Source organism: Mesorhizobium sp. BR1-1-13 (assembly GCF_020165515.1).
Lineage (GTDB): Bacteria > Pseudomonadota > Alphaproteobacteria > Rhizobiales > Rhizobiaceae > Mesorhizobium.
This window is the reverse complement of record NZ_JAIUIH010000002.1, coordinates 485,012-504,203: the sequence shown is the minus strand read 5'-3', so window position 1 is coordinate 504,203 and position 19,192 is coordinate 485,012. Positions and strand designations below refer to the sequence as shown.

Sequence of the window (19,192 nt, the reverse complement as noted above, 5' to 3'; positions counted from 1 at the left end):
CGGTGTACCGGCGCGCCGCACGGCGCAGACGCTTCGCGGCGGTATTCGACTAATAGGTCGTGCGCCCGCCCGACAGGTCGAAGGTCGAGGCGGTGGTGAAGCTGTTTTCCTTCGAGACGAGCCAGGCGACCATGGCGGCGGCCTCGTCGACCTCCAGCAGACGGCCGCGTGGAATGCGCGAGCGCATGTATTCGATGTGCTCGGGCGTGAGTTGTTCGAGGATTCGGGTCTGTGCGGTGGCCGGCGAGATGCAGTTGACCGCAATGTCATACTGCGCCAGTTCCTTGCCGAGCGACTTGGTCATGCCGATGACCGCCGCCTTCGAAGCGGAATAGGCGGCGGCGTTGGGGTTGCCTTCCTTGCCAGCGACGGAAGCGATGTTGACGATGCGCCCGTAATTGCGCGCCTTCATCCCGGGCACCACGGCGCGGTTGACGTAGAAGGTGCCGTTGACGTTGATGTCGATGATCTTCTTCCACGTCGCTATGTCGTAGCTGTCGAGCGGGGCGGCGGGACCGGCAATGCCGGCGGAATTGACCAGGATGGAGATTTTGCCGGCGCTCTCCTCGGTTTTTGCCCGCGCGGCGTCCACCGTCTCCCAATCCGCAATGTCGACGACCAGGGTCGTGGCGGCCTTGCCAAGGTCGCGCTTGGCCGTTTCGAGGCGCGCCTCGTCGACGTCCCATAAGGTGACCGTCGCGCCGGAGGCGACGAAACGTTTGGCCATCGCGAAGCCGAGGCCTTGCGCGCCTCCGGTGACCACGGCGTGTTGGCCGTCAAGATCGATCCTGTTCATGCCGAGCGTTCTTTCTGGTTGAGAGAATTGAGGTTGCCCCGTTGCAGGTGGGCGATGTCGCTACATGGTAGCGCCGAGGTTCCAGGGCACGAACTCATTGTCGCCGTAGCCCAGCGTTTCCGATTTGGTACGCCCACCCGATGCCACGCGCAGGATCTCTGCGAAGATCTCCTGGCCTTTGTCGTCCAGCGTGACGCCGTCGAGGATGTCCCCGCAATTGATATCCATGTCCTCGCGCATCTGCTCGAAGATGAAGGAATTGGAGGCAAGCTTGATCGAGGGCGTCGGCTTGCAGCCGAAGGCCGAACCCCGCCCCGTGGTGAAGCACAATATGTTCGCGCCGCCGGCGACCTGGCCGGTGGCCGAGACCGGATCGTAGCCCGGCGTGTCCATGAAGACGAGGCCACGTTCGTTGATCGGTTCGGCATATTCCAGCACCGCGCGCAGATTGGTCGTCCCGCCCTTGGCGGACGCGCCGAGCGACTTCTCCAGGATCGTCGTCAACCCGCCGAGCTTGTTGCCGGGAGACGGGTTGTTGTTCATCTCCATGTCGTGCTTGGCGGTATAGTCCTCCCACCAGCGGATGCGCTCGATCAGCTTCTCGCCGACCGCGCGGTTTTCCGCGCGCATGGTCAGCAGATGTTCGGCGCCGTAGATCTCCGGCGTCTCGGACAGCACCGCCGTGCCGCCTTGCGAGACAAGCAGGTCCACCGCGGCGCCAAGCGCCGGATTGGCGCTGATGCCGGAATAGCCGTCCGACCCGCCGCATTGCAGCGCGAGCACCAGTTCGGAGGCCGGCTGCGGCGTCCTTTGCGCGGCGTTGACGATGGACAGCATATCGAGGATCGCCTTGACCCCGGCCTCGACCGTCTTGCGTGTGCCGCCGGTCTCCTGGATGGTCATCGTGCGGAAGGTCGTGCTCTCCTCGATATTGTAGGACTGCATCCAGCGCGGAATCTGGAACGCCTCGCAGCCGAGCCCGACCATCAGCACGCCGCCGACATTGGGATTCGTGGCAAAGCCCCACTGCGTGCGCTTCAGGAGGTCGTAAGCGGGGCCCTTGGTGTCGATGCCGCAGCCGGTGCCATGGACGAGTGAGATCACGCCGTCGACATTGGGATAGTCGCGCAGGATGCCGCAGCGGTTGACCTCTTCCACGATGAAGCGGGCGACACTGGCCGAACAATTCACCGAGGTCAGGACAGCGATGAAGTTGCGCGTCCCGACCTTGCCGCTCGGCCTGCGGTAACCCATGAAGGTCGCGCGCTCGGCTTCAGGGAAGACGGGTGTTTGCCTGGCGTTGGTGCCGAACAGATAGTCGCGTTCGAAATTGCGCAAATACACATTGTGCTCGTGAACCCAATCGCCGGCGGCGATCGGCCCGCGGGCGAATCCGATGGTCTGTCCGTATTTCACGACCGGCTCGTCCGGAGCGATGTCGCATATCGCCATTTTGTGTCCGCGCGGTATGCGCGCCTTGGCGGGCACGTCGCCTGCCTTGTCGCCGATCTTCAACGGATCGACCGCCAGAAGGATGTTGTCGGCATGCGAAAGCTGGATGAACCGCGCCATTACAAACTCTGAAAAAGCCCCCGCCGGCACAATGCCGCCGAATGGATCGGAATACTAATATAATAGAATGTCAACGGTCAAGCTGCGAACACGGCTCACCGGGCCTCGGCAAACCGGCCGGATGGCAGGTCACAGGCCGACGCTGAATGGACCTGGAACCTGCGCCGCCCGTCTCAGCGCTCAGTCGAGGTCGTCAGTCGAGAAGCTCGGCGGCGACTTCGAGCGTGTTGCGAAATGACGTCTCGAGGTGATGCTCCATCGCCTGTGCGGCGCCCTCCGCGTCGTGACGCTTCAGCGCGTCCAGAATGGCCTCGTGCTGCTCGATCGTCTGCTCGCCATAGCCGGGCTTCGGAATGGCGAGATAGCGGCCGCGGTCCATCTGCGCCTTGGAGATGTCGACGGCGCGCCAGATCATCGGCAGGCCGCATATTTCGGCGATGGTGCGGTGAAAGACGTCGTCGAGTTGAATCGCTGTGGCGTACCTGCCGCGCGCTATGGCGAGCTTATGCGCGGCCATGTTGTCTTCCAGCAATTCACTGGCAGCCGGCGTCAGCTTGGCGGCGGCGCGCCTGGCGCTCTCCATCTCCAATGCGCGCCGGATGACATAGGCTTCCTCGAGGTCGGCCCGGCTGATGGGAGCAACGTAGGTGCCGGTCTGCGCCAGGATCTTGACGAGCCCTTCGTCGCTGATGCGCTTGACCGCCTCGCGCACGGGCGTGCGCGAGACACCCAGCGCTTCGGCAATGGCGATCTCATTGATGACCTCACCCGGTTTCAGCCGTCCGACGACGATCATGTTGCGGATCTTGTTGTATATCTGGTCGCGCAGCGGGAGGGCTCGATTGAGGGTCGAAGGATCTAGATCCATGGAAAATCCCATCGTTCGTCCCACCTGAAATGGCAAAATTATTCGAATGTCAAACGGAATGCACCTGCATGCGACGCGGGGCTCGTTGCGATCCGACGCCAGTCACGGGAGCGGTCAGATCCAGCTTGCCAGAACTATTATATTAGTGCAATAGTGCCGCCAGTAGCGTGATTTTCAGCCTATGATGAGGTGTCTGGTGCGGATGCGCTGAAAGGGCCTTTGGGCCTGCTCGGGTGGGCCGAACTGCGCCTGGAAGACCATTATACTAACATAACGCCGCCGACCGCATGCTACCAGGGAGGACCAAGCCTAGATGAGTGCCGCCGCCGATTGTGCCCTGGACATGAGAGGCATCTCCAAGACTTTTCCCGGCGTGAAGGCCCTGTCGAACGTCAATTTCGCCATCCGGTTCGGCACCGTTCATGCGGTCGTCGGCGAGAATGGCGCCGGCAAGTCGACGCTGATGAAGGTGCTCAACGGATCCTACGCTCCGACCGCCGGCACGATCCTCGTCGGCGGCGCCGAAGTGCGCATGCGGCGTCCCGCCGACGCCCAGGCGCTCGGCATCCGCATGGTGCACCAGGAGATCAATCTTGTTCCCGACCTGACCGTCGCGGAGAACGTCTATCTCGGCCGCATGCCCGGCAAATGGAGCTGGCTGCGCAAGGGCGAAATGGTCGGGAAGGCCGCCGCCGTCCTCGACGAGCTGGGCGCGGCCATCGACCCGCGCGCGCGGGTCGGCGACCTGTCGATCAGCCAGCAGCAACTGGTCGAGATCGGCAAGGCCTATGCGGCGCAGCCCAGGATCATCGTGCTGGACGAGCCGACATCGAGCCTGAGCGAGCACGAAACCGCGGCGCTGTTCCGGATTCTTCGCAAGATGCGCGATGACGGCATCGCCATCGTCTACATCAGCCATAGGCTGAAGGAAGTTCTCGAGATCGCCGACGAAGTGACCGTGCTGCGCGACGGCTCAATGATCGAGACCCGTCCGATCGACGGCATAACCGCGGCCGAAATGATCAGGCTGATGGTTGGCCGCGAGGTCGCCAACGTGTTCCCGAAAAGCCCGGCCGCGATCGGCAAGTCCGTGCTGCGTGTCGAGCGCATCGGCGACGGGGCGCATTTCCGCGATGTCAGCTTCGATGTGCGCGCTGGGGAGATACTGGGCTTGACCGGACTGGTCGGGGCGGGTCGCACCGAGGTAGCACGCGCCATTTTCGGCCTGTCGCGGCTGGTGGAGGGAACGGTCAGCGTCAACGGGCGCAAGGTCGCCATCAACTCTCCTTCCGAGGCGGTGCGAGCCGGGATCGCCTACGTCCCCGAGGACCGCAAGGGTGACGGCATCGTTCCGGGCATGTCGGTCCGCGAGAACATCAGCCTGCCGATATTGCGGCGTCTGACCAGCTTCGGCCGCATCAGGCGCAGCGCCGACCGTTCGCTGGCGGCGACCTATGTGAAGCAGTTCTCTATTTCGCCGCCCGACGGGGAGCGGCGCATCAACCTGTTGTCGGGGGGTAACCAGCAGAAGGCGGTCATCGCCAAATGGCTCGCGGCCAAGCCCTCCGTGCTCATCCTCGACGAGCCGACGCGCGGCGTCGACGTCGGCGCCAAGGCCGAGATCCACAGCATCATCGGCCGGCTCGTGGCCGACGGCATGGCGGTGGTGATGATCTCGTCGGAACTGCCCGAAATCCTCGGCGTCTGCGATCGCGTCGTGGTGATGCGCGACGGCCGCGCATCGGAGCCGCTCGCCCGCGCCGAACTGAGCGAGGAGCGCATCATGGCGCTGGCGACGGGGGAGGAGGCGGCATGACTGATGCGGCCATGGAGACCAGCGGGGCGACCCGCAATGACCGCTTCACGCGTGGCAGCAGGCTTGCCGATGTCCTGTCCAAGGCGGGGCTCGGCTTTGCCATCCTTGCAGTGATGCTCTACGGCTCATTCGTCAGCCCCGCCTTCTTCACCACAGGCAATCTGCTCAACGTCCTGACCTCGATGTCCATTGTCGGCATCGTCGTCGTCGGCATGACTTTCGTGCTCGTGGCCGGCGGCTTGGCCGACCTGTCGGTGCCGGCCGCCATCGCCTGCGGGGCCATCCTTTCGCTCGGGCTGCAGCCAATGATCGGGCCGGTTCCTGCCTTCGTCCTGGCGGTGGCGCTTGCGGGCCTTATCGGCCTGCTCAACGGCGTGCTGGTCGGCTATGTCGGTATCAATCCCATCATCGCCACGCTCGGCACCGGCACCATCGGGCTGGGCATCGTGCAGGCGGCCGTCGGCGGCGTCATCGTCTATGGCAACAATCCCGCTTCGGCCGAATTTGCCAAGGGCCGGCTCTTCGGCGTCCCGGTCGTGGTGCTGATTTTCCTGCTGATCGCTCTCATAGGGCATTTCGTCCTCTCGCGCTCCTTCTGGGGCAGGTGGACGCTCGCCACGGGCGGCAATTACAGCGCCGCCGAGGCGAGCGCGGTGCCGGTGGAGGCGGTGAAGGCCGGTGCGTTCGTGATCACGGCGCTGGCTTCGGGCGTCAGCGGGGGCCTGCTGGGCCTGACCTTGCAAAGCGCGCGGCCGCTGATCGGCGCCGGCTACGAGTTCAGCGCCATCACCGCGGTCGTCGTCGGCGGCGTGTCGATCATCGGCGGTTTCGGCTCGGTGCCGAGGGCGATCGCGGGGCTCGTCTTCGTGCAGCTTCTGACCAACGTCATGGTGCTCGACGGCGTGCGCACGCCGATCCAGGGTTTTGTCCTCGGCATCCTGATCGTCGGCGCCGTCGGCATGGATGTGGCATTGCGCAAGCGGGGGGTGGCGTGATGCGCTTCCTGGCGCTTGCCTCGCGGCACAGGGTGGTGATCATCCTCGGCCTGACGCTGATCATCTCCGCCCTGGTGGTTCCGGGTTATTTCTCCGCATCGACCCTCGGACTCGGCCTCGACCGGGCGGCGACGATCGGCCTGATCGCCATTGGACTTACGGTGCTTCTGGTCGCCGGCCAGATCGACCTCTCCGGCGGCGCGGTGTTCGCGCTGGCGGGGATCATGTCGGTAATCCTGCAGCGCGAGATCGGCATTCTGCCTGCCGCACTTGTCGGTATCCTGGTCGGCATGCTGGCAGGCGCCATCAACGGCGCGTTGGTCGTCGGGCTGAAGGTGAACTCGCTGGTGCTGACGCTGGCGACGATGCTGATCTTCCGCTCGCTCGCGCATTGGATCACCAACAGCCAGCCGGTGACCGGCACCGACATCATGCTTTCGCTGGCGTTCGCCAAGATCCATCTCGAAATCTTCACCATCCGCAGTGCGCTGTTCATCCTTCTGATCGTGCTGCTGCATGTCTGGCTGACGCGTACCATACCGGGCCGAAATGTCTTTGCAGTGGGGTCCAATGCGGCAGCGGCCAAGGAGAGCGGCATCGCCTCCGACCGCATCGTTTTTCTGGGCTTCGTCTTCGCCGGCACGCTCGCCGGTCTCGCAGGCGTTCTCCAGAGCCTCGTCACCAACACCGGTTCGCCCGTCTTCGGCTCGGAACTGACGGTCGCCGTCATTGCCGCGGTCGTGGTCGGCGGAACCCGCCTCGAAGGCGGCAAGGGATCCGCGCTCGGCACGCTTGGCGGCGTGCTGACGATCGGCTCGCTGACCATCGCGATGGAGTTCCAATCCGTTCCCGCATACGTCCAGCAGGTCGTGTCGGGGCTTATCCTGATCCTGCTCGTCGTGCTCGATCGGGCCGTGACTACCAAGAGGAGGGCGCCGGGCACAGGACCCGCGCTCAATGGCGACAATCCAATCACTCAAGGAGGAAATACATGATCGGGAGGAAACCTATGGTTGGCAAGAAAAGCATGCTCCACATTACCGCCATGGCGGTAATATTGGCCTCGACGGGCTGGGCCAGTGCAAAGACGGTCTGCTACGTCACGGCCGCGGATTCGCATGCCTATGCGACGCCGGCCAACAAGGCGCTCCAGGCGCGCGCCGGCGAACTCGGCATCGAGATCCTGAGCCTCAGCCAGGATTTCGACGTCCAGAAGGGCACCGAGCAGCTCAACACCTGCGTCGCGCGCAAGGTTGACGGCATCATCCTGTGGCCGCTCGACCCGCAGGCCTACATACCGGGCCTCGCCCGCGCACAGCAGGCGAACATTCCCGCGATCCTCATCAACTCGCCGATGAGCGACGATGCCAAGCCATTCATCAAGTCGTTCACCGGGCCCGACGTCTACGAGGAAGGCAAGCTTGCGGCCGACTCGCTCAGCAAGGCGCTGGGTGGCAAGGGTTCCGTCGTCATCATCGCCGGCCAGGCCGGCAACGGCACGACGATCGGCCGCGTGGGCGGCTTCACCGACCGTCTCAAGGAAACGAATGCCGACATCAAGGTGCTCGATACGGTCAATGCCGATTTCGACCAGCAGAAGGCGCTGGTGGTCAGCCGCGACCTGATCACCCGTTTCGGCGACCAGATCAGCGGCGTCTATGCCAATGACGACACCATGGCGCGCGGCTTCATCGACGCCTGGAAGGAGGCCAATCCGTCCAAGGCGGCACCGCCGATCGTCGGCATCAACGGCCAGAAGGACGCGTTCGAATCGATCCGCACCAACGAAATGTACTCCACCATCGTGCAGTCGCCGGTCGAGGACGGCCGCCTGGCCATCAACACCATGGCGGAGATCATGGACGGCAAGGAGGTCAAGGACCGTTTGCCGATCCCGCTGACGGTCGTCACCAAGGACAATGTCAACGCGGTCGAGCCGGCGTTCTGATCCCCTGGGGCGGGCTCGCCAGAACCGGGCCGGCTCCTTCATCTTCTGGCGCGGACGGACGATCCGGCTGCGCTGCTCCCGAATGGAAAGGCCTGTCGGCCAGGGTCGCCCGGCACAGTTGGAACTTCCGTTTGCGCCCCGGATTATCCATCCGGGAGAACGCCAATGCCTTCTACGGCCATCCGCAGCACGCAGTACCATCCCGCCACCAGGGTGCTTTCGGTCTGGTTCGTACCGAGCGGAAACCGCTATGACTACGACGACGTGGAGCCCGAGACCTACGCTGCCTTCAAAGCCGCCTTGTCCAAGGGGCGCTTCTTCAATGAATTCATACGGGATCGGTACAGGTTTCGTCTGGTCGAACGCGCCCCTGAACGCTGACGCACGCCAGCGGCAAAGCGCGGGATTGCGGGACTGTTCGCCTGTCACGAATTCGTGCTGACAGGCATACGCCGAACAAGATCAGCAACTTAATTGCCGGATATTCGTTTCATGATGTCCTCGAGGCCATGAAATGTCTCAAGTTTACGATCTTGCATCCGGTCTGGTGCGGCGGATCTACGAAAAGCGCATCGACGCGCCGGCGATCCTCGACACCGCCAGCGAATTTCCAAACGCCACCAAGTTCACGGCCGCCTGGCAGGCCATCCGCGACGAAGCGCTTGCCGTGGGCAAGGCGCCCCGCTTCCACGACATCATGCCTGAACAGGCCGACATCTCGGCCAATGACGGTCGCGACTGGCGTATGTTCGTGCTCAAGGCTTACGATATCGCGGTTCCGCAAAACCTGGCGCGGATGCCGGTCCTCGACCGGCTGCTTGCAGAATGCCCTGAGGTGAAATCGGCGGCGATCTCCTTCCTGGCTCCGGGCAAGCACATTCCCAGCCATCGCGGCCCTTTCAGGGGCATAATGAGGTTCCATCTCGGCTTGGTGATCCCTCGACAGGCAGATGGTCGTCCGGCGACGGTCATGATGATCAATCATCAGGAGAGGCGGATCGCCGACGGCGAGTGTCTGTTGTGGGACGACACGTTCCCTCACGAAGTGACAAACGACGCCGACAAGCCTCGCGTAGCCCTGCTTTTGGATATCTGGCGTCCACGAATGCCGCCCGACATGGAAATCCTGTCACGGCTGATCGTCCACGGCGTGCAGGCAGGCATGCGCCGCAGAGGCGTGTCCTTTTCTGCGTGAGGGGAAGGCCCGAGCGCCTTGGCGCGTCAGTCGCGTGGGCCCGCCACCATCCGTGCGATCCGTGTCATGTCCGTGCTCATTTCGCGGTCATCGTCAAGCGGGCTGACAAGGGAGCGCACGGCGGCGAAGGTGCGCTGCGGCCCGTCGCCCATGCTGTCGACGACACCGCGCAATTCCACCCCCGTAGCCGCAAAGATCAGTTCCATCGCAACGAGATAACGCAGCCGCTCGACGATTTCGGCTGTCTTGGCCACCACGCGCGGGGCCATCGACGACTGATCCTCGATGCCGTCCGAAACGGCAAGCGGGCTGAGCGACATCGGGTTGGCGAGGTGCCGGATCTCGACTTCCAGGGCGGCAAGCGGTTTCTGCAGCTCCGCGTAGCCCTGACGGCTCCCACCCCTGGCCGACAGGAAGCGCGGCAGCTCCGCCGTTATCGGCGACATCAGCTTCATGCAACGGTTGGCTGTGCCGACCGCGCAATGCGCAAGCGCCTGGCCGAGCTGTTCCCAGGCCAGCGTCATCGCCGTCAGGTCGAAATTGCCGTTCGAGACGACCCGCTCGATCTCCGGCAGGATAACCGGGTTGTCGCCCGAATGGGCCAGTTCGATCTCCGTCGCCAGCTTCGCCTGTTCGAACACATGCAGCAGGCCGCCCCACACCTGCGGCACGCAGCGATAGCTGAGCGGGTCCTGGAGACGCCGCGCGGCGTTGTCCTCCCACAGGCCGCTTCCCGCCAGTTCCGCCCGCAGACGCGCGCCGATCTCGCGCTGGCCGAATGCCGGACGGGCTGAGAGCGCCTCCTCGCTGATTGCGCTGAGGGATGAGCGGAAAGCCTCATAATTGAGGCCCACGGCAGCCAGCGACCAGTCGATGAGATGGGCGACATCTTCCAGGCACAGGCATGCTGTTCCGGTCGAAAGGCTGTTCGCGACGATGATGGCGTGGCCGTCCTTTTCGCGCAGGTTGAGTGGTTCGAGCCCGGCGAGAGCCAGCGCCTCGGCGGACGGCATGATCTTGCCCTGGAACTCCGCTTCGCCGTCGCCGCGCAGTGCCCTCGCCATATGCCCGAGAGCGGCAAGGTCCGCCGCCCCGATCGATCCCCAACTGGGGATCACCGGATGAACCCCGGCGTTGAGTGCCGCCACAAGGCCCATGACCACACGTTCGGAGGTGCCGGTGCCGCCGGCCGCCATGCCTGAAATCCTTGCGGCCATAAGCGCCCGCACGGCCTCTGTCGGAAGGGCGGGGCCGATGCCCATACTGTGGCTGAGCGGTACGCTATGCTGGAACGCGATCAGATCGGCCTGCGCAAGCGGAGTATCCACGCACGCACCGAGACCGGTGGTGACGCCATATATGGGCTTGCCAAGTTGCGTGAGATGCTCGATGAGCGCATGGCTCTCGCGGATGCGGCGCATCGCCTGACCGCCCAACTCAAGGCGGGCGTTGCGCCGTGCGACCTCGCCACATCAGCCGCACTGAGCGGCTTGCCGTCAAGCACTACCATTCTGAGTGTCATATCCTGCCCCGTGATCGCTGCCGCTAATGCCGCGCCCGCCTGACCGCATGCGGCTGGCGGCTGCCAGTTTTGCTGTTTCCGCGGGCCAAACTGCAAGCCATTCCCGTTCCGAAGGGTTTCGCCGCGGGATCCCGCGTCTATGCCGGCGCATCACGGCCGGGCCTGCCACTCTTCTCGTACACATGGATACCTATATCCGAGAATGAAGCTTTCCCCTAAACTGACGATGCGTGAAATGGGGGCATGGATTGCGCGGATTTGGCGAAGGCTTGATCGAGAGGCCGCAAACGGTTGCCGAGCAGGTCGCCAATGTCTTGCGCGAGGCCATTGCCAGCGGGGCCCTGAAGGCCGGCACGACGTTGCGCCAGGATGATCTGGCCGAGCAGTTTGGCTTCAGCCGGATGCCAATCCGGGACGCTCTTCGTCAGCTCGAGGCCGAAGGCATCATATCCATCCACCCGACAAAGGGTGCGCACGTCGCCAGGATGGACGGCGACGAGATCCGGGAGATCTATGCCGTGCGCGAACTGCTCGAGTGCGAGGCACTGCGGCTCTCCATTCCCGGCCTGCCCGGCGGCAAGCTGGACGAGGCCGAACAGGTGCTCGATCAGATCGATGCCGAGCGCAATGTCGGCAGGTGGGGCGTGCTGAACCGGGCCTTCCATCTGGCGCTTTATGACGCATGCGGCAATCGCCGGTTGCTCGGCCTGATCGAGGCGCACCATAATGCGGCCGACCGCTACGTCCGTATCCTGTTGTCGAACCTCGACTACCGCGCCCGCTCGCAGACGGACCATCGCGACCTCTTGGCCGCTTGCCGGCGACGCGACGCCGGCAAGGCCGTCAGCGTTTTGACGCAGCATCTGCGCCAAGGCAGCGAGACATTGGTTAACGCCATAGAAGGCGACGGTCTGTCGCGAAAACCTTAGAACTTGTCAAATCCAATGGATGCGTGACGGGCTGTACGCCTTGCGCCTAGCAGTTGCCGTCAACCAAGCTGCTTTTCAGTTGCGCTCAGATTTGATCAAATAGACGAATTGGTTCTAGATTTTTTCCCGGAAATGGGTTTTGAAGAGCCTTCCGATGAGAAGAATGATCAAATTGGAAAGGCTGGGCCATTGACGGTGCAAAAGGAAGAGATCGACATCCAGAATGCGCTGGCTCTTGCCAAACGTTTCACGATGGCCGGCCGGCGCGCCTTGGTGACCGGCGGCAGCGTCAGCATCGGCCGTGAGATCGTGCGGGTTTTTGCCGAGGCGGGCGCCGATGTGGCCGTCCATTTCGCTCGCGCCGCCGACGTGGCATTCGGGCAGCCGGATGCGGCCGCCGAAGCTGTCCGTGAAATTCGCGGGAAGGGCAGGCGCGGCGTCGCCATCGATGCTGATTTCGCTCGGGCCGGAGAGGCGGCCCGATGTGTCCAGGCGGCGATCGAAGCGTTGGGTGGTGTCGACGTGCTTGTCGTCTGCGCCTCGATCCAGTACCGCACGCCGTTCCTCGACCTTCCCGCCGAGCAGATCGAGCACCAGATCCAGATCAACTTCAAGGCGACGATCGAACTGCTGCAGGCCGCCTTGCCCGGCATGAAGGACAATGGCTGGGGCCGTGTGTTGACGATCGGCAGCATCAACCAGACGCGGCCCGAATCCGATCTCGCCGTCTATGCCGCGCTGAAGAGCGCGCAGCACAATCTGTCGTTCAACCTTGCCAAGGATTATGCGCCACACGGGGTGACGATCAACAACCTGTCGCCCGGGCTTGTCGTTACCGAGCGTAATCGGTGGCGCCGCGAGGACGCGGCCAAATGGGCGGAGATCCAGAGGGGGTCCGCGCCGATGCAGCGGGCCGGCGAGGCACGCGAGATGGCGGGAGCGGCGTTGCTGCTTTGCTCCGATGCCGGCAGCTTCATCACCGGGGCGGACCTGCAGGCGACGGGTGGCCGCCATCTCGGCTGGCAATAGCCGAGATTAACCGGCGAAAGCCGGCTCCGGCAGTCCGGCCACGCCGACGTCGAGTGCAAGCAGGCAACCCGCCAAGGGCTCGTTGGCCAGTTGATCTTCCGTCAGTTTCTGCGTCGCGGTGGTCACGTACAGTGTCTTCAGGCCCGGGCCGCCGAAGGCGCAGGAGGTCGGCTGGGTGACTGGCAGAGGGACCAGCCTGTCGAGTCGGCCATCGGGCGCGAACCGCGCCAGCGAGCCTCCCTGGTAGCGCGCATTCCACAGGAAGCCGTCCGCATCGACGGTGGCGCCGTCGGGCTTTCCAGGCGCCGCGTGCCGGTCGGCGAACAGGGACCACGGCCCCACAAGTCCGCTCGCCGGGTCGAAACCCGCCCGCTCTATGTCGCCTTGCCGTGTATCCGTGAAGTAGACGGTGCTGCCGTCCGGGGCAAAGGCGATCGCATTGGGCACGGCGATCCCGTCGCGAATCCGGCCCGAACTTCCGGCGGCGTTGATCCGGTAAAGCGCCCCGGACGCATGCAGCCCATAGTCCCACATGCTGCCGCAGACTATGCCGCCGCCGGGATCGCACTTCATGTCGTTCAGCCGATGCTCGGGCGGCCCATCCTCCACGCGCGCCAGCAGGCTCAGTGCGCCGCTGGCGGGATCGAATGCGTGGAGACCTTGCCGCAAGGCCACGACGACTCCGCCCGATGCTCGTGCAACCACCGAGCCGATGACCTCAGGCATCGGCCACGATGTCACCGCTCCGGTCTCGGGCCGCAGCCTGTGCAGGCAAGGACGCCGTAGATCGACCCAGAACAGCTCTCCGTCCCGCGCCAGCCATGTCGGCGATTCGCCGAGCGTGTCGGCCGTTGACGCCGCGACCTCGAACCGGGCCGTCATTGCCGGCCGATATCGGGTTTGGGATCGACGGCGATGCGCGCCAGGAGGTCGTGTTTGGCCTTTTCGATATGCGCGCCCATCAAGGTCGCCGCCGAGCCGGCATCCTGGCGCTCTATGGCCCGGATGATATGGCGGTGATCGTCGATGACGCCATGGAAGCGCCCCTCGTCATAGCCGTAGCGTTGCCAGATCGCCGCCACAAGCAGCCAGTTGCGGTCCACCATCGACAGCGCGCCCGGATTGCCGGCCGCCTCGTTGATGACGCCATGAAAGATGTTGTTGGCATGCGGGACGGCAAGGAAGTCGTCGCTGGCCACCCTTTCCTCCAGCATGTCCTGCGCGGCCTTCAGGTCGCGCAGATGCTCGGCGGTGCGCCGTTCGCTGGCGCGCCGCGCCAGCATCGTTTCGACGGCGCTGCGGATATCGAACAGGTCGATCACAAACGACATGTGGACCGTCCTGACGCTGGCGCCGCGATTGGGTTCCAGCACGACAAGTCCGGTGCCGCTCAAGGCGCGCAAGGCCTCGCGCACCGGCATGTGACTTACGCCATAACGGCCGGCGAGATCGTCGATCCTCAGCCTTGCCCCGAATGGAATGGCTCCGGAAACGATGTCGTCACGAAGAAGCTTCTGAACGTCGGGAATACGCGCCATGCATCCAAGCCTACCCTGATTTGAGCAAATATTGCTCGCACGGCGATCGAAAGAAGTCAATTTGGCCCTTGCCAAGGCGACATTTGATCAAATATTGAGATTTGAAAAGATTGCCACGCTCGCGACGGTTTGGAAACGCCAATGCCACTGCCTGCCTCCGGTGCCGGGAAAATCGACGGCCTGCCGCCATTCAGTGGCTACAGGCGGGTCGATGGCCGCGCCGGAATCCGCAATTATGTGCTGATCCTGTGCATCAATGGTCTGGCGCTGCGTGTCAGCGAGCGGATCGCGGCGGGTCTCGAAGGCGCGCTTCTGGCCGCGACGAGCGCGGGCAGGGGGCACATCGAGCCGGACCTCGGTCTACACCTTGATCAACTTGTCGGTCTCGGCCGCAATCCGAACGCCGCCGCCGTTCTGGTGGTCGGAGTGGATTCGGCGACGACCGAGATGGTCGCGGCCCGCATTTCGGCTTGCGGCAAGCCGGTCGCCAGCGTTTCCTTCGCCGAGCAGCATGAAGACATGCTGTCGGTCATGGGCGAGGGCATCAGGCGCGGCGCGGCGCTGCTGCGCGAGGCTTCGCGAATCCGGCGCGAGACCTTGCCCGGCGCGCAGCTGGTGGTCGGCATCGAATGCGGCCATTCCGACGCGACCTCGGGTCTGGTCAGCAATCCGGTCGTGGGGGCCGCGGTCGATCTTCTGGTTGCGCATGGCGGCACCGTCATTGTCGGTGAGACCGTCGAGTGGCTGGGAGCAGAACATATACTCGCGGCGCGCGCCCGCGATGCAACGGTGGCACGACAGATCCTGCAGGCTGTGGAGCGCAAGGAAGGCTTCGCCGCCGCGTCCGGCCACAGCCTGACCGGCAACAATCCGGGCGAGGAGAATATACGCGGCGGGTTGAGCACGATCGAGGAGAAGTCGCTCGGCGCCCTGGCCAAGACAGGAACTTGCCGCATCGATGGCGTGCTCGGCATGGCCGAGCCGGTCACCGCCGGCGGCCTCTACCTCATGGACGGCCCGTCCTTCTCGCCGGAATCGATGACAGGGTTCGCCGCGGCCGGTGCCCAGATCATGCTGTTCACAACCGGACCAGGCAACAGCACCGCGAGCGCACTCGCGCCGACGATCAAAATCACGGCGCGGCGCGAGACGGCCCGCCGGCTGCCTGAGCAGATCGATTTCGACGCCAGCCCGGTTTCGGAGGGGACTGAAACCGTCGCCGAAGCGGCAAACCGGCTGCTGGCGACCATCCTTGATGTCGCCGGCGGCACGCTCACCTTCGGCGAGATTTTGGGAGAAGGGCTCGAAGTTCCGACCCGCGTGCGAGGCTCGTTGTGACGGCTATCTCCTCGAACGATGCCGGCCAAAGGACACTGCGCTTTGCGCGCCTGACCAGCCTGTTCGTGTATTTGCGCACGATGGGCCTGTTCGTCATCGCCTGGTATGTCGCATCGTTCTTCGTCCCTTCGAAGCTGCTCTTGCCGTCACCGGTCGCGGTTGCGCTTGCGCTGCGCGATACGGCCCTCAACGGCGAACTGCTCGGCAATGCAGGGATCAGCCTTGTCCGGCTGCTGGCAAGCGTCGCGGCGGCCGCCGCGGTGGCGGTGCCGCTCGGGCTGCTGATGGGCCGCAGCCGGCTCTGGAATGATCTGCTCGAACTGCCGGTGGAGATCCTGCGGCCGATAGCCGGCATCGCCTGGATACCGCTTGCGCTCTACATCTTCGGCATCGGCCACCGGCTGCCGCTGTTCATCATGTTCTATACCGCCTTCTTCCCGCTGCTGGTCGGCACCGCCGCGGGCGCCGCCGCCGTCGACAGGCGGCTCGTCGCAGCGGCGAGCACGATGGGCCTGTCCGGGCGGGCGATCATGCGGCGCGTCATCGTTCCGGCCGCGCTGCCGGCGATCCTGGTCTCGGCGCGGCTTGCGGTGGCGGCCTCGTGGACCGCCGTCGTCGCTGCCGAACTGGTAGGGGCACCGAACGGCCTCGGCTACGCCATCGAATACTACCGCAGCATGCTGTCGACGCCGACGGTGATGGCTTTCATCGTCACCATCGGCCTGCTCGGCTTCCTGACGGACAAGGGGTTGCGCTGGCTCTCGGATGTCTTGACCCCGTGGGCGCGGACGGAGGCAGCGCGATGAAAAGGCTGGCGCTTCGCCTCGTCGTTCCCGTGCTGCTGCTGGTCGTCTGGGAAGCTCTCGCCTCCGGCTCCGCCCAGGCGCCACGCCCCAGCACGGTGGCCGAAACGGCCATTTCCATGCTGCGCGACGGTGATCTCGCGGCCGGTCTCGCCACCAGCCTGGGACGGGTCTTCGTCGGCTTCGCGGCGGCCGCGCTGCTGGCGATCCCGCTTGGCATCGCCATGGGCAGCATGCCGGCCGTCGAGCGCAATCTCGATCCGCTGGTCGAGACCTTCCGGCCGATAGCGGCACTTGCCATCTTGCCCCTGGTTATCCTCTGGTTGGGCTCGGGTTCCGGGGCAGCGGTCGCCATCGTTGCCTATGCCGCTTTCTTCCCGATCCTGATCAACACCATCTCGGGCGTGAAGCGTATCGAGCCCAGTCTGATGCGCGCCGCGCTGACCATGGGGCTGGCGCCGCTGACGCGGATGCGGGTGGTGCTGCTGCCCGCCGCCTTGCCATCCATTCTGGTCGGCATGCGCATCGGTCTCGGCATCGCCTGGACGGCGATCATTGCCGCCGAGCTTGCGGTCGGCGCCAAGTCCGGCAGCAGCGGCGGCATCGGCCAGATGATGTTCGTCTTCTACGCCTACTCGATCAACCTCAACGGCATGGTGGTCTGCATGATCGCGGTCGGCATCGTGGCCTTCGCGCTCGACCGCATCCTGCGTGCCGCACTCGCCTTCGCCGTGCCGTGGAGCCAGCCATGAGCGATGCCAAGATCCGCCTCGACGGCGTCAGCAAATCCTTCGGGGGATCCGCCTCCGTGGTGGCGGTCGACAGCCTCTCGCTGGACATCAGGGCCGGCGAGTTCATGGCTATCGTCGGCCCGTCCGGATGCGGCAAGACGACCGTTCTCAACATGCTCGCCGGCCTCGACAGGCCGACGTCGGGCACGATGAGCCTGAACGGCAGGCCGATCGAAGGACCGGGGGCCGAACGCGGCGTGATGTTCCAGGACTATGCCCTGTTTCCCTGGCGCACCGTGCGCGGCAATGTCGAGTTCGGATTGGTCTATGGGCCGGCCGGGCGAGGGCTTTCGCCCGCGCAGCGCGCCGACCGCGTCAACCGCACCGTCGAAATGGTCGGCCTGACCGGCTCCGAGGACAAGTACCCGCACCAACTGTCGGGCGGCATGCGCCAGCGGGTGGCACTGGCGCGCCTGATGGCGAACGAGCCGGAAATCCTGCTGATGGACGAGCCGCTGGCGGCGCTGGACGCGCAGACCCGCGTCATCCTGCAAGACGAATTGCTGCGCATCTGGGGGCAGGACCGCCCCGCTGCCGAGCGGCGGACGGTCGTCTTCATCACGCACGCCATAGACGAGGCGGTGTTCCTGGCCGACCGGGTCGCGGTGCTCAGCAGCCATCCGGGCCGCCTGAAGCAGGTCATCGACATCGACCTGCCCAGGCCGCGCGGCGACGAGACGCGGCGCTCCGGCGATTTCGCCAGGCTCAGCCAATCGATCTGGGAACTGATCCGCGAAGAGGCTTATCGCGCAACGATGAACTGAAGCGACAACAGGGAGAGGATTGTCATGAGGAAACTTCTGGAAACCGCATTCAACCGACGCGCAGTCCTGAGTGGCGCCGCGGCCGCCGCGCTGGCCATGCCATCGATCGGGCGGGCGCAGGATCGCAAGCCGGCCAAGGTCTCAATCGGCCGCCAGCCTTACGCCGCCGGCAACTCGCCGCTGACGCAACGCATGATCAACGAAAAGCTGCTGGAGAAGGCGGCCGCCGAACTCGGCTACGACCTGACAGTCGACTGGCGCGACTATCCCTCCGCGCTGCCGATGGTGGAAGCTTTCGTCTCCGGCGATCTCGACATCGGCATGTGGGGCAACACGCCGATCGTGCGGCTGCTTTCGCAGGCGCAGCCGATCAACATTCTCACCGTCGGCGAGGGCCACATGCGCATGGTGCTGGCGACCCGCAAGGGCTCCGCCATCAAGAACATCGGCGACCTCAAGGGCAAGACCGTCGGGGCGCTTGTCGGCGGCGACCCCTACAACGCACTCTCGCAAATGCTGCTGCAGGAACTGGGCGACGCCGACCCGCGCGCCTTCGGCATCAACATCGTCAACACGCCGACCCAGGCCGTTGCCGCATCCCTGCCGGAGGGCATGGACGCGTCGGTGGTGATCTACCCGGCCTTCCTGAAGGCGAATGCCGAAACCGGCCTAACCGGGATCATGAATTCGTTCGGCTATACCGAGGCCGGCTACAGCGGACCCGCGGGCGAGGGCGAGGGTCACATGCTGCCCGGCGTCAAAAAGTCGAAATTCTACCCCGACGGCTACTATCTGCATCGCTCCTTCTGGATCTGCAGCGATCGCATCGTCGGCGACGATGCCGCGCTCGGCCAGGCCTTCCTGACGGCCGCGCAACGCGCGCTTGCCGATCTCCAGAAGATTGACCCGCGGGAAATCTCGCAGTCGGTTGTCAAATATTGGGGGCTCGATCCCGCGCTGGGCGCCAAGGTCATCGGCGACGAGGTGCTTTTCCAGCGCGGCTGGATCTGGCCGACCGAAGGTGATGCGGCGGCGATCAGCCAGATCTCCCAGTTCATGGTTGCCGGCAAGATGATTCCTGAGGCGCTGAGCTGGGACCAGGTCAAGGCCGCCTTCGGCAAAGCGGCGCCGCTGCTTCAGAAAGCCTATGAGGGCACGGGCAAGGTGCCGGACGAAAGCGGCTTCACCGACAAGAATGCCAAGGATCTGCGTGGCCTCCCGGCATGGCAGCTAGACCAGTGGAAAGTGCCGTCCTGAGGAGTTCGGGCGGCACGCGCATTCGCAGCAG

19 protein-coding genes are annotated in these 19,192 nt (G+C 64.7%); 13 read left to right on the top strand and 6 right to left on the bottom strand.

Annotated features, from left to right (window positions below; genetic code table 11):
- Nucleotides 1–49: 49 nt before the first annotated feature.
- From LB533_RS06800 to LB533_RS06790, 3 genes are all read right to left on the bottom strand, one after another.
- Nucleotides 50–796, bottom strand: a complete 747-nt coding sequence (locus tag LB533_RS06800; RefSeq protein WP_140638434.1) for an SDR family NAD(P)-dependent oxidoreductase — start codon at nt 794–796, stop codon at nt 50–52.
- A 60-nt stretch (nt 797–856) separates the two neighbouring features.
- Entirely contained in the window at nt 857–2,368 is a 1,512-nt protein-coding gene (locus tag LB533_RS06795) for a UxaA family hydrolase (RefSeq protein WP_140638435.1), read from the bottom strand.
- A 193-nt stretch (nt 2,369–2,561) separates the two neighbouring features.
- A complete protein-coding gene (locus LB533_RS06790) occupies nt 2,562–3,236 on the bottom strand; it encodes a GntR family transcriptional regulator (RefSeq protein ID WP_140562356.1) in 675 nt (224 codons plus the stop codon).
- 313 nt (nt 3,237–3,549) lie between these two features.
- Here LB533_RS06790 and LB533_RS06785 point away from each other — a divergent pair, with 313 nt between their 5' ends.
- The 6 genes from LB533_RS06785 to LB533_RS06760 all read left to right on the top strand — a co-directional run bounded on the left by LB533_RS06785 (nt 3,550) and on the right by LB533_RS06760 (nt 9,190).
- Nucleotides 3,550–5,052 carry a sugar ABC transporter ATP-binding protein gene (locus LB533_RS06785; protein WP_140638436.1) on the top strand — a complete coding sequence of 501 codons (1,503 nt, stop codon included), beginning with the start codon at nt 3,550–3,552 and terminating at the stop codon, nt 5,050–5,052.
- Nucleotides 5,049–6,047, top strand: a complete 999-nt coding sequence (locus LB533_RS06780) for an ABC transporter permease (RefSeq protein ID WP_181169289.1) — start codon at nt 5,049–5,051, stop codon at nt 6,045–6,047. Before LB533_RS06785 ends, LB533_RS06780 begins: the two co-directional genes overlap by 4 nt.
- Nucleotides 6,047–7,042 carry an ABC transporter permease gene (locus LB533_RS06775; protein WP_224676992.1) on the top strand — a complete coding sequence of 332 codons (996 nt, stop codon included), beginning with the start codon at nt 6,047–6,049 and terminating at the stop codon, nt 7,040–7,042. The genes LB533_RS06780 and LB533_RS06775 overlap by 1 nt, the downstream gene beginning before the upstream one ends.
- A gap of 14 nt (nt 7,043–7,056) precedes the next feature.
- Nucleotides 7,057–7,995: a sugar ABC transporter substrate-binding protein gene (locus LB533_RS06770; protein ID WP_140638437.1), complete on the top strand. Its 939-nt coding sequence runs from the start codon at nt 7,057–7,059 to the stop codon at nt 7,993–7,995.
- Nucleotides 7,996–8,160: 165 nt separating this feature from the next.
- The gene (locus LB533_RS06765) at nt 8,161–8,376 is read left to right on the top strand and encodes a KTSC domain-containing protein (protein ID WP_140638438.1); all 216 of its coding nucleotides are present in this window, start codon (nt 8,161–8,163) and stop codon (nt 8,374–8,376) included.
- A 133-nt stretch (nt 8,377–8,509) separates the two neighbouring features.
- Nucleotides 8,510–9,190 (top strand): aspartyl/asparaginyl beta-hydroxylase domain-containing protein, encoded by a 681-nt coding sequence (locus LB533_RS06760; RefSeq protein WP_140638439.1) that lies wholly within the window; start codon nt 8,510–8,512, stop codon nt 9,188–9,190.
- Nucleotides 9,191–9,216: 26 nt separating this feature from the next.
- Here the strand turns inward: LB533_RS06760 and hutH are convergent, their stop codons facing one another.
- The gene (gene hutH / locus LB533_RS06755; protein WP_411970877.1) at nt 9,217–10,611 is read right to left on the bottom strand and encodes an HAL/PAL/TAL family ammonia-lyase; all 1,395 of its coding nucleotides are present in this window, start codon (nt 10,609–10,611) and stop codon (nt 9,217–9,219) included.
- A gap of 349 nt (nt 10,612–10,960) precedes the next feature.
- On the opposite strand from hutH, the gene LB533_RS06750 reads away from it, so the two are divergent.
- Nucleotides 10,961–11,641, top strand: a complete 681-nt coding sequence (locus LB533_RS06750) for a GntR family transcriptional regulator (protein WP_224556915.1) — start codon at nt 10,961–10,963, stop codon at nt 11,639–11,641.
- 195 nt (nt 11,642–11,836) lie between these two features.
- A complete protein-coding gene (locus tag LB533_RS06745; RefSeq protein ID WP_224556942.1) occupies nt 11,837–12,670 on the top strand; it encodes an SDR family NAD(P)-dependent oxidoreductase in 834 nt (277 codons plus the stop codon).
- Between the two features lie 6 nt (nt 12,671–12,676).
- Here the strand turns inward: LB533_RS06745 and LB533_RS06740 are convergent, their stop codons facing one another.
- Both LB533_RS06740 and LB533_RS06735 read right to left on the bottom strand, forming a co-directional pair.
- Entirely contained in the window at nt 12,677–13,552 is an 876-nt protein-coding gene (locus LB533_RS06740) for an SMP-30/gluconolactonase/LRE family protein (protein WP_140638442.1), read from the bottom strand.
- Nucleotides 13,549–14,208, bottom strand: a complete 660-nt coding sequence (locus LB533_RS06735) for a GntR family transcriptional regulator (RefSeq protein WP_140638443.1) — start codon at nt 14,206–14,208, stop codon at nt 13,549–13,551. The genes LB533_RS06740 and LB533_RS06735 overlap by 4 nt, the downstream gene beginning before the upstream one ends.
- A 141-nt stretch (nt 14,209–14,349) precedes the next feature.
- Here LB533_RS06735 and LB533_RS06730 point away from each other — a divergent pair, with 141 nt between their 5' ends.
- From LB533_RS06730 to LB533_RS06710, 5 genes are read left to right on the top strand one after another with little or no spacing between them, the layout of a single operon-like run.
- Nucleotides 14,350–15,546, top strand: coding sequence for a UxaA family hydrolase (locus tag LB533_RS06730; protein WP_140638444.1), 1,197 nt, complete (start codon nt 14,350–14,352; stop codon nt 15,544–15,546).
- Complete coding sequence (locus LB533_RS06725) at nt 15,543–16,352, top strand: ABC transporter permease (RefSeq protein WP_140638445.1); 810 nt, start codon at nt 15,543–15,545, stop codon at nt 16,350–16,352. The genes LB533_RS06730 and LB533_RS06725 overlap by 4 nt, the downstream gene beginning before the upstream one ends.
- Nucleotides 16,349–17,101, top strand: coding sequence for an ABC transporter permease (locus LB533_RS06720; protein WP_140638446.1), 753 nt, complete (start codon nt 16,349–16,351; stop codon nt 17,099–17,101). The genes LB533_RS06725 and LB533_RS06720 overlap by 4 nt, the downstream gene beginning before the upstream one ends.
- Nucleotides 17,098–17,904 (top strand): ABC transporter ATP-binding protein, encoded by an 807-nt coding sequence (locus LB533_RS06715; RefSeq protein WP_224676941.1) that lies wholly within the window; start codon nt 17,098–17,100, stop codon nt 17,902–17,904. Before LB533_RS06720 ends, LB533_RS06715 begins: the two co-directional genes overlap by 4 nt.
- Before the next feature lie 24 nt (nt 17,905–17,928).
- Nucleotides 17,929–19,161 carry an ABC transporter substrate-binding protein gene (locus LB533_RS06710; RefSeq protein ID WP_140638448.1) on the top strand — a complete coding sequence of 411 codons (1,233 nt, stop codon included), beginning with the start codon at nt 17,929–17,931 and terminating at the stop codon, nt 19,159–19,161.
- Nucleotides 19,162–19,192 lie beyond the last annotated feature (31 nt).

What these genes read in the sequence shown, in the direction of transcription:
- LB533_RS06800 (WP_140638434.1), bottom strand. Translation starts at nt 796, where the DNA reads ATGAACAGGATCGATCTTGACGGCCAACACGCCGTGGTCACCGGAGGC.
- LB533_RS06795 (WP_140638435.1), bottom strand. Translation starts at nt 2,368, where the DNA reads ATGGCGCGGTTCATCCAGCTTTCGCATGCCGACAACATCCTTCTGGCG.
- LB533_RS06790 (WP_140562356.1), bottom strand. Translation starts at nt 3,236, where the DNA reads ATGGATCTAGATCCTTCGACCCTCAATCGAGCCCTCCCGCTGCGCGAC.
- LB533_RS06785 (WP_140638436.1), top strand. Translation starts at nt 3,550, where the DNA reads ATGAGTGCCGCCGCCGATTGTGCCCTGGACATGAGAGGCATCTCCAAG.
- LB533_RS06780 (WP_181169289.1), top strand. Translation starts at nt 5,049, where the DNA reads ATGACTGATGCGGCCATGGAGACCAGCGGGGCGACCCGCAATGACCGC.
- LB533_RS06775 (WP_224676992.1), top strand. Translation starts at nt 6,047, where the DNA reads ATGCGCTTCCTGGCGCTTGCCTCGCGGCACAGGGTGGTGATCATCCTC.
- LB533_RS06770 (WP_140638437.1), top strand. Translation starts at nt 7,057, where the DNA reads ATGGTTGGCAAGAAAAGCATGCTCCACATTACCGCCATGGCGGTAATA.
- LB533_RS06765 (WP_140638438.1), top strand. Translation starts at nt 8,161, where the DNA reads ATGCCTTCTACGGCCATCCGCAGCACGCAGTACCATCCCGCCACCAGG.
- LB533_RS06760 (WP_140638439.1), top strand. Translation starts at nt 8,510, where the DNA reads ATGTCTCAAGTTTACGATCTTGCATCCGGTCTGGTGCGGCGGATCTAC.
- hutH (WP_411970877.1), bottom strand. Translation starts at nt 10,611, where the DNA reads ATGCGCCGCATCCGCGAGAGCCATGCGCTCATCGAGCATCTCACGCAA.
- LB533_RS06740 (WP_140638442.1), bottom strand. Translation starts at nt 13,552, where the DNA reads ATGACGGCCCGGTTCGAGGTCGCGGCGTCAACGGCCGACACGCTCGGC.
- LB533_RS06735 (WP_140638443.1), bottom strand. Translation starts at nt 14,208, where the DNA reads ATGGCGCGTATTCCCGACGTTCAGAAGCTTCTTCGTGACGACATCGTT.
- LB533_RS06730 (WP_140638444.1), top strand. Translation starts at nt 14,350, where the DNA reads ATGCCACTGCCTGCCTCCGGTGCCGGGAAAATCGACGGCCTGCCGCCA.
- LB533_RS06720 (WP_140638446.1), top strand. Translation starts at nt 16,349, where the DNA reads ATGAAAAGGCTGGCGCTTCGCCTCGTCGTTCCCGTGCTGCTGCTGGTC.
- LB533_RS06715 (WP_224676941.1), top strand. Translation starts at nt 17,098, where the DNA reads ATGAGCGATGCCAAGATCCGCCTCGACGGCGTCAGCAAATCCTTCGGG.
- LB533_RS06710 (WP_140638448.1), top strand. Translation starts at nt 17,929, where the DNA reads ATGAGGAAACTTCTGGAAACCGCATTCAACCGACGCGCAGTCCTGAGT.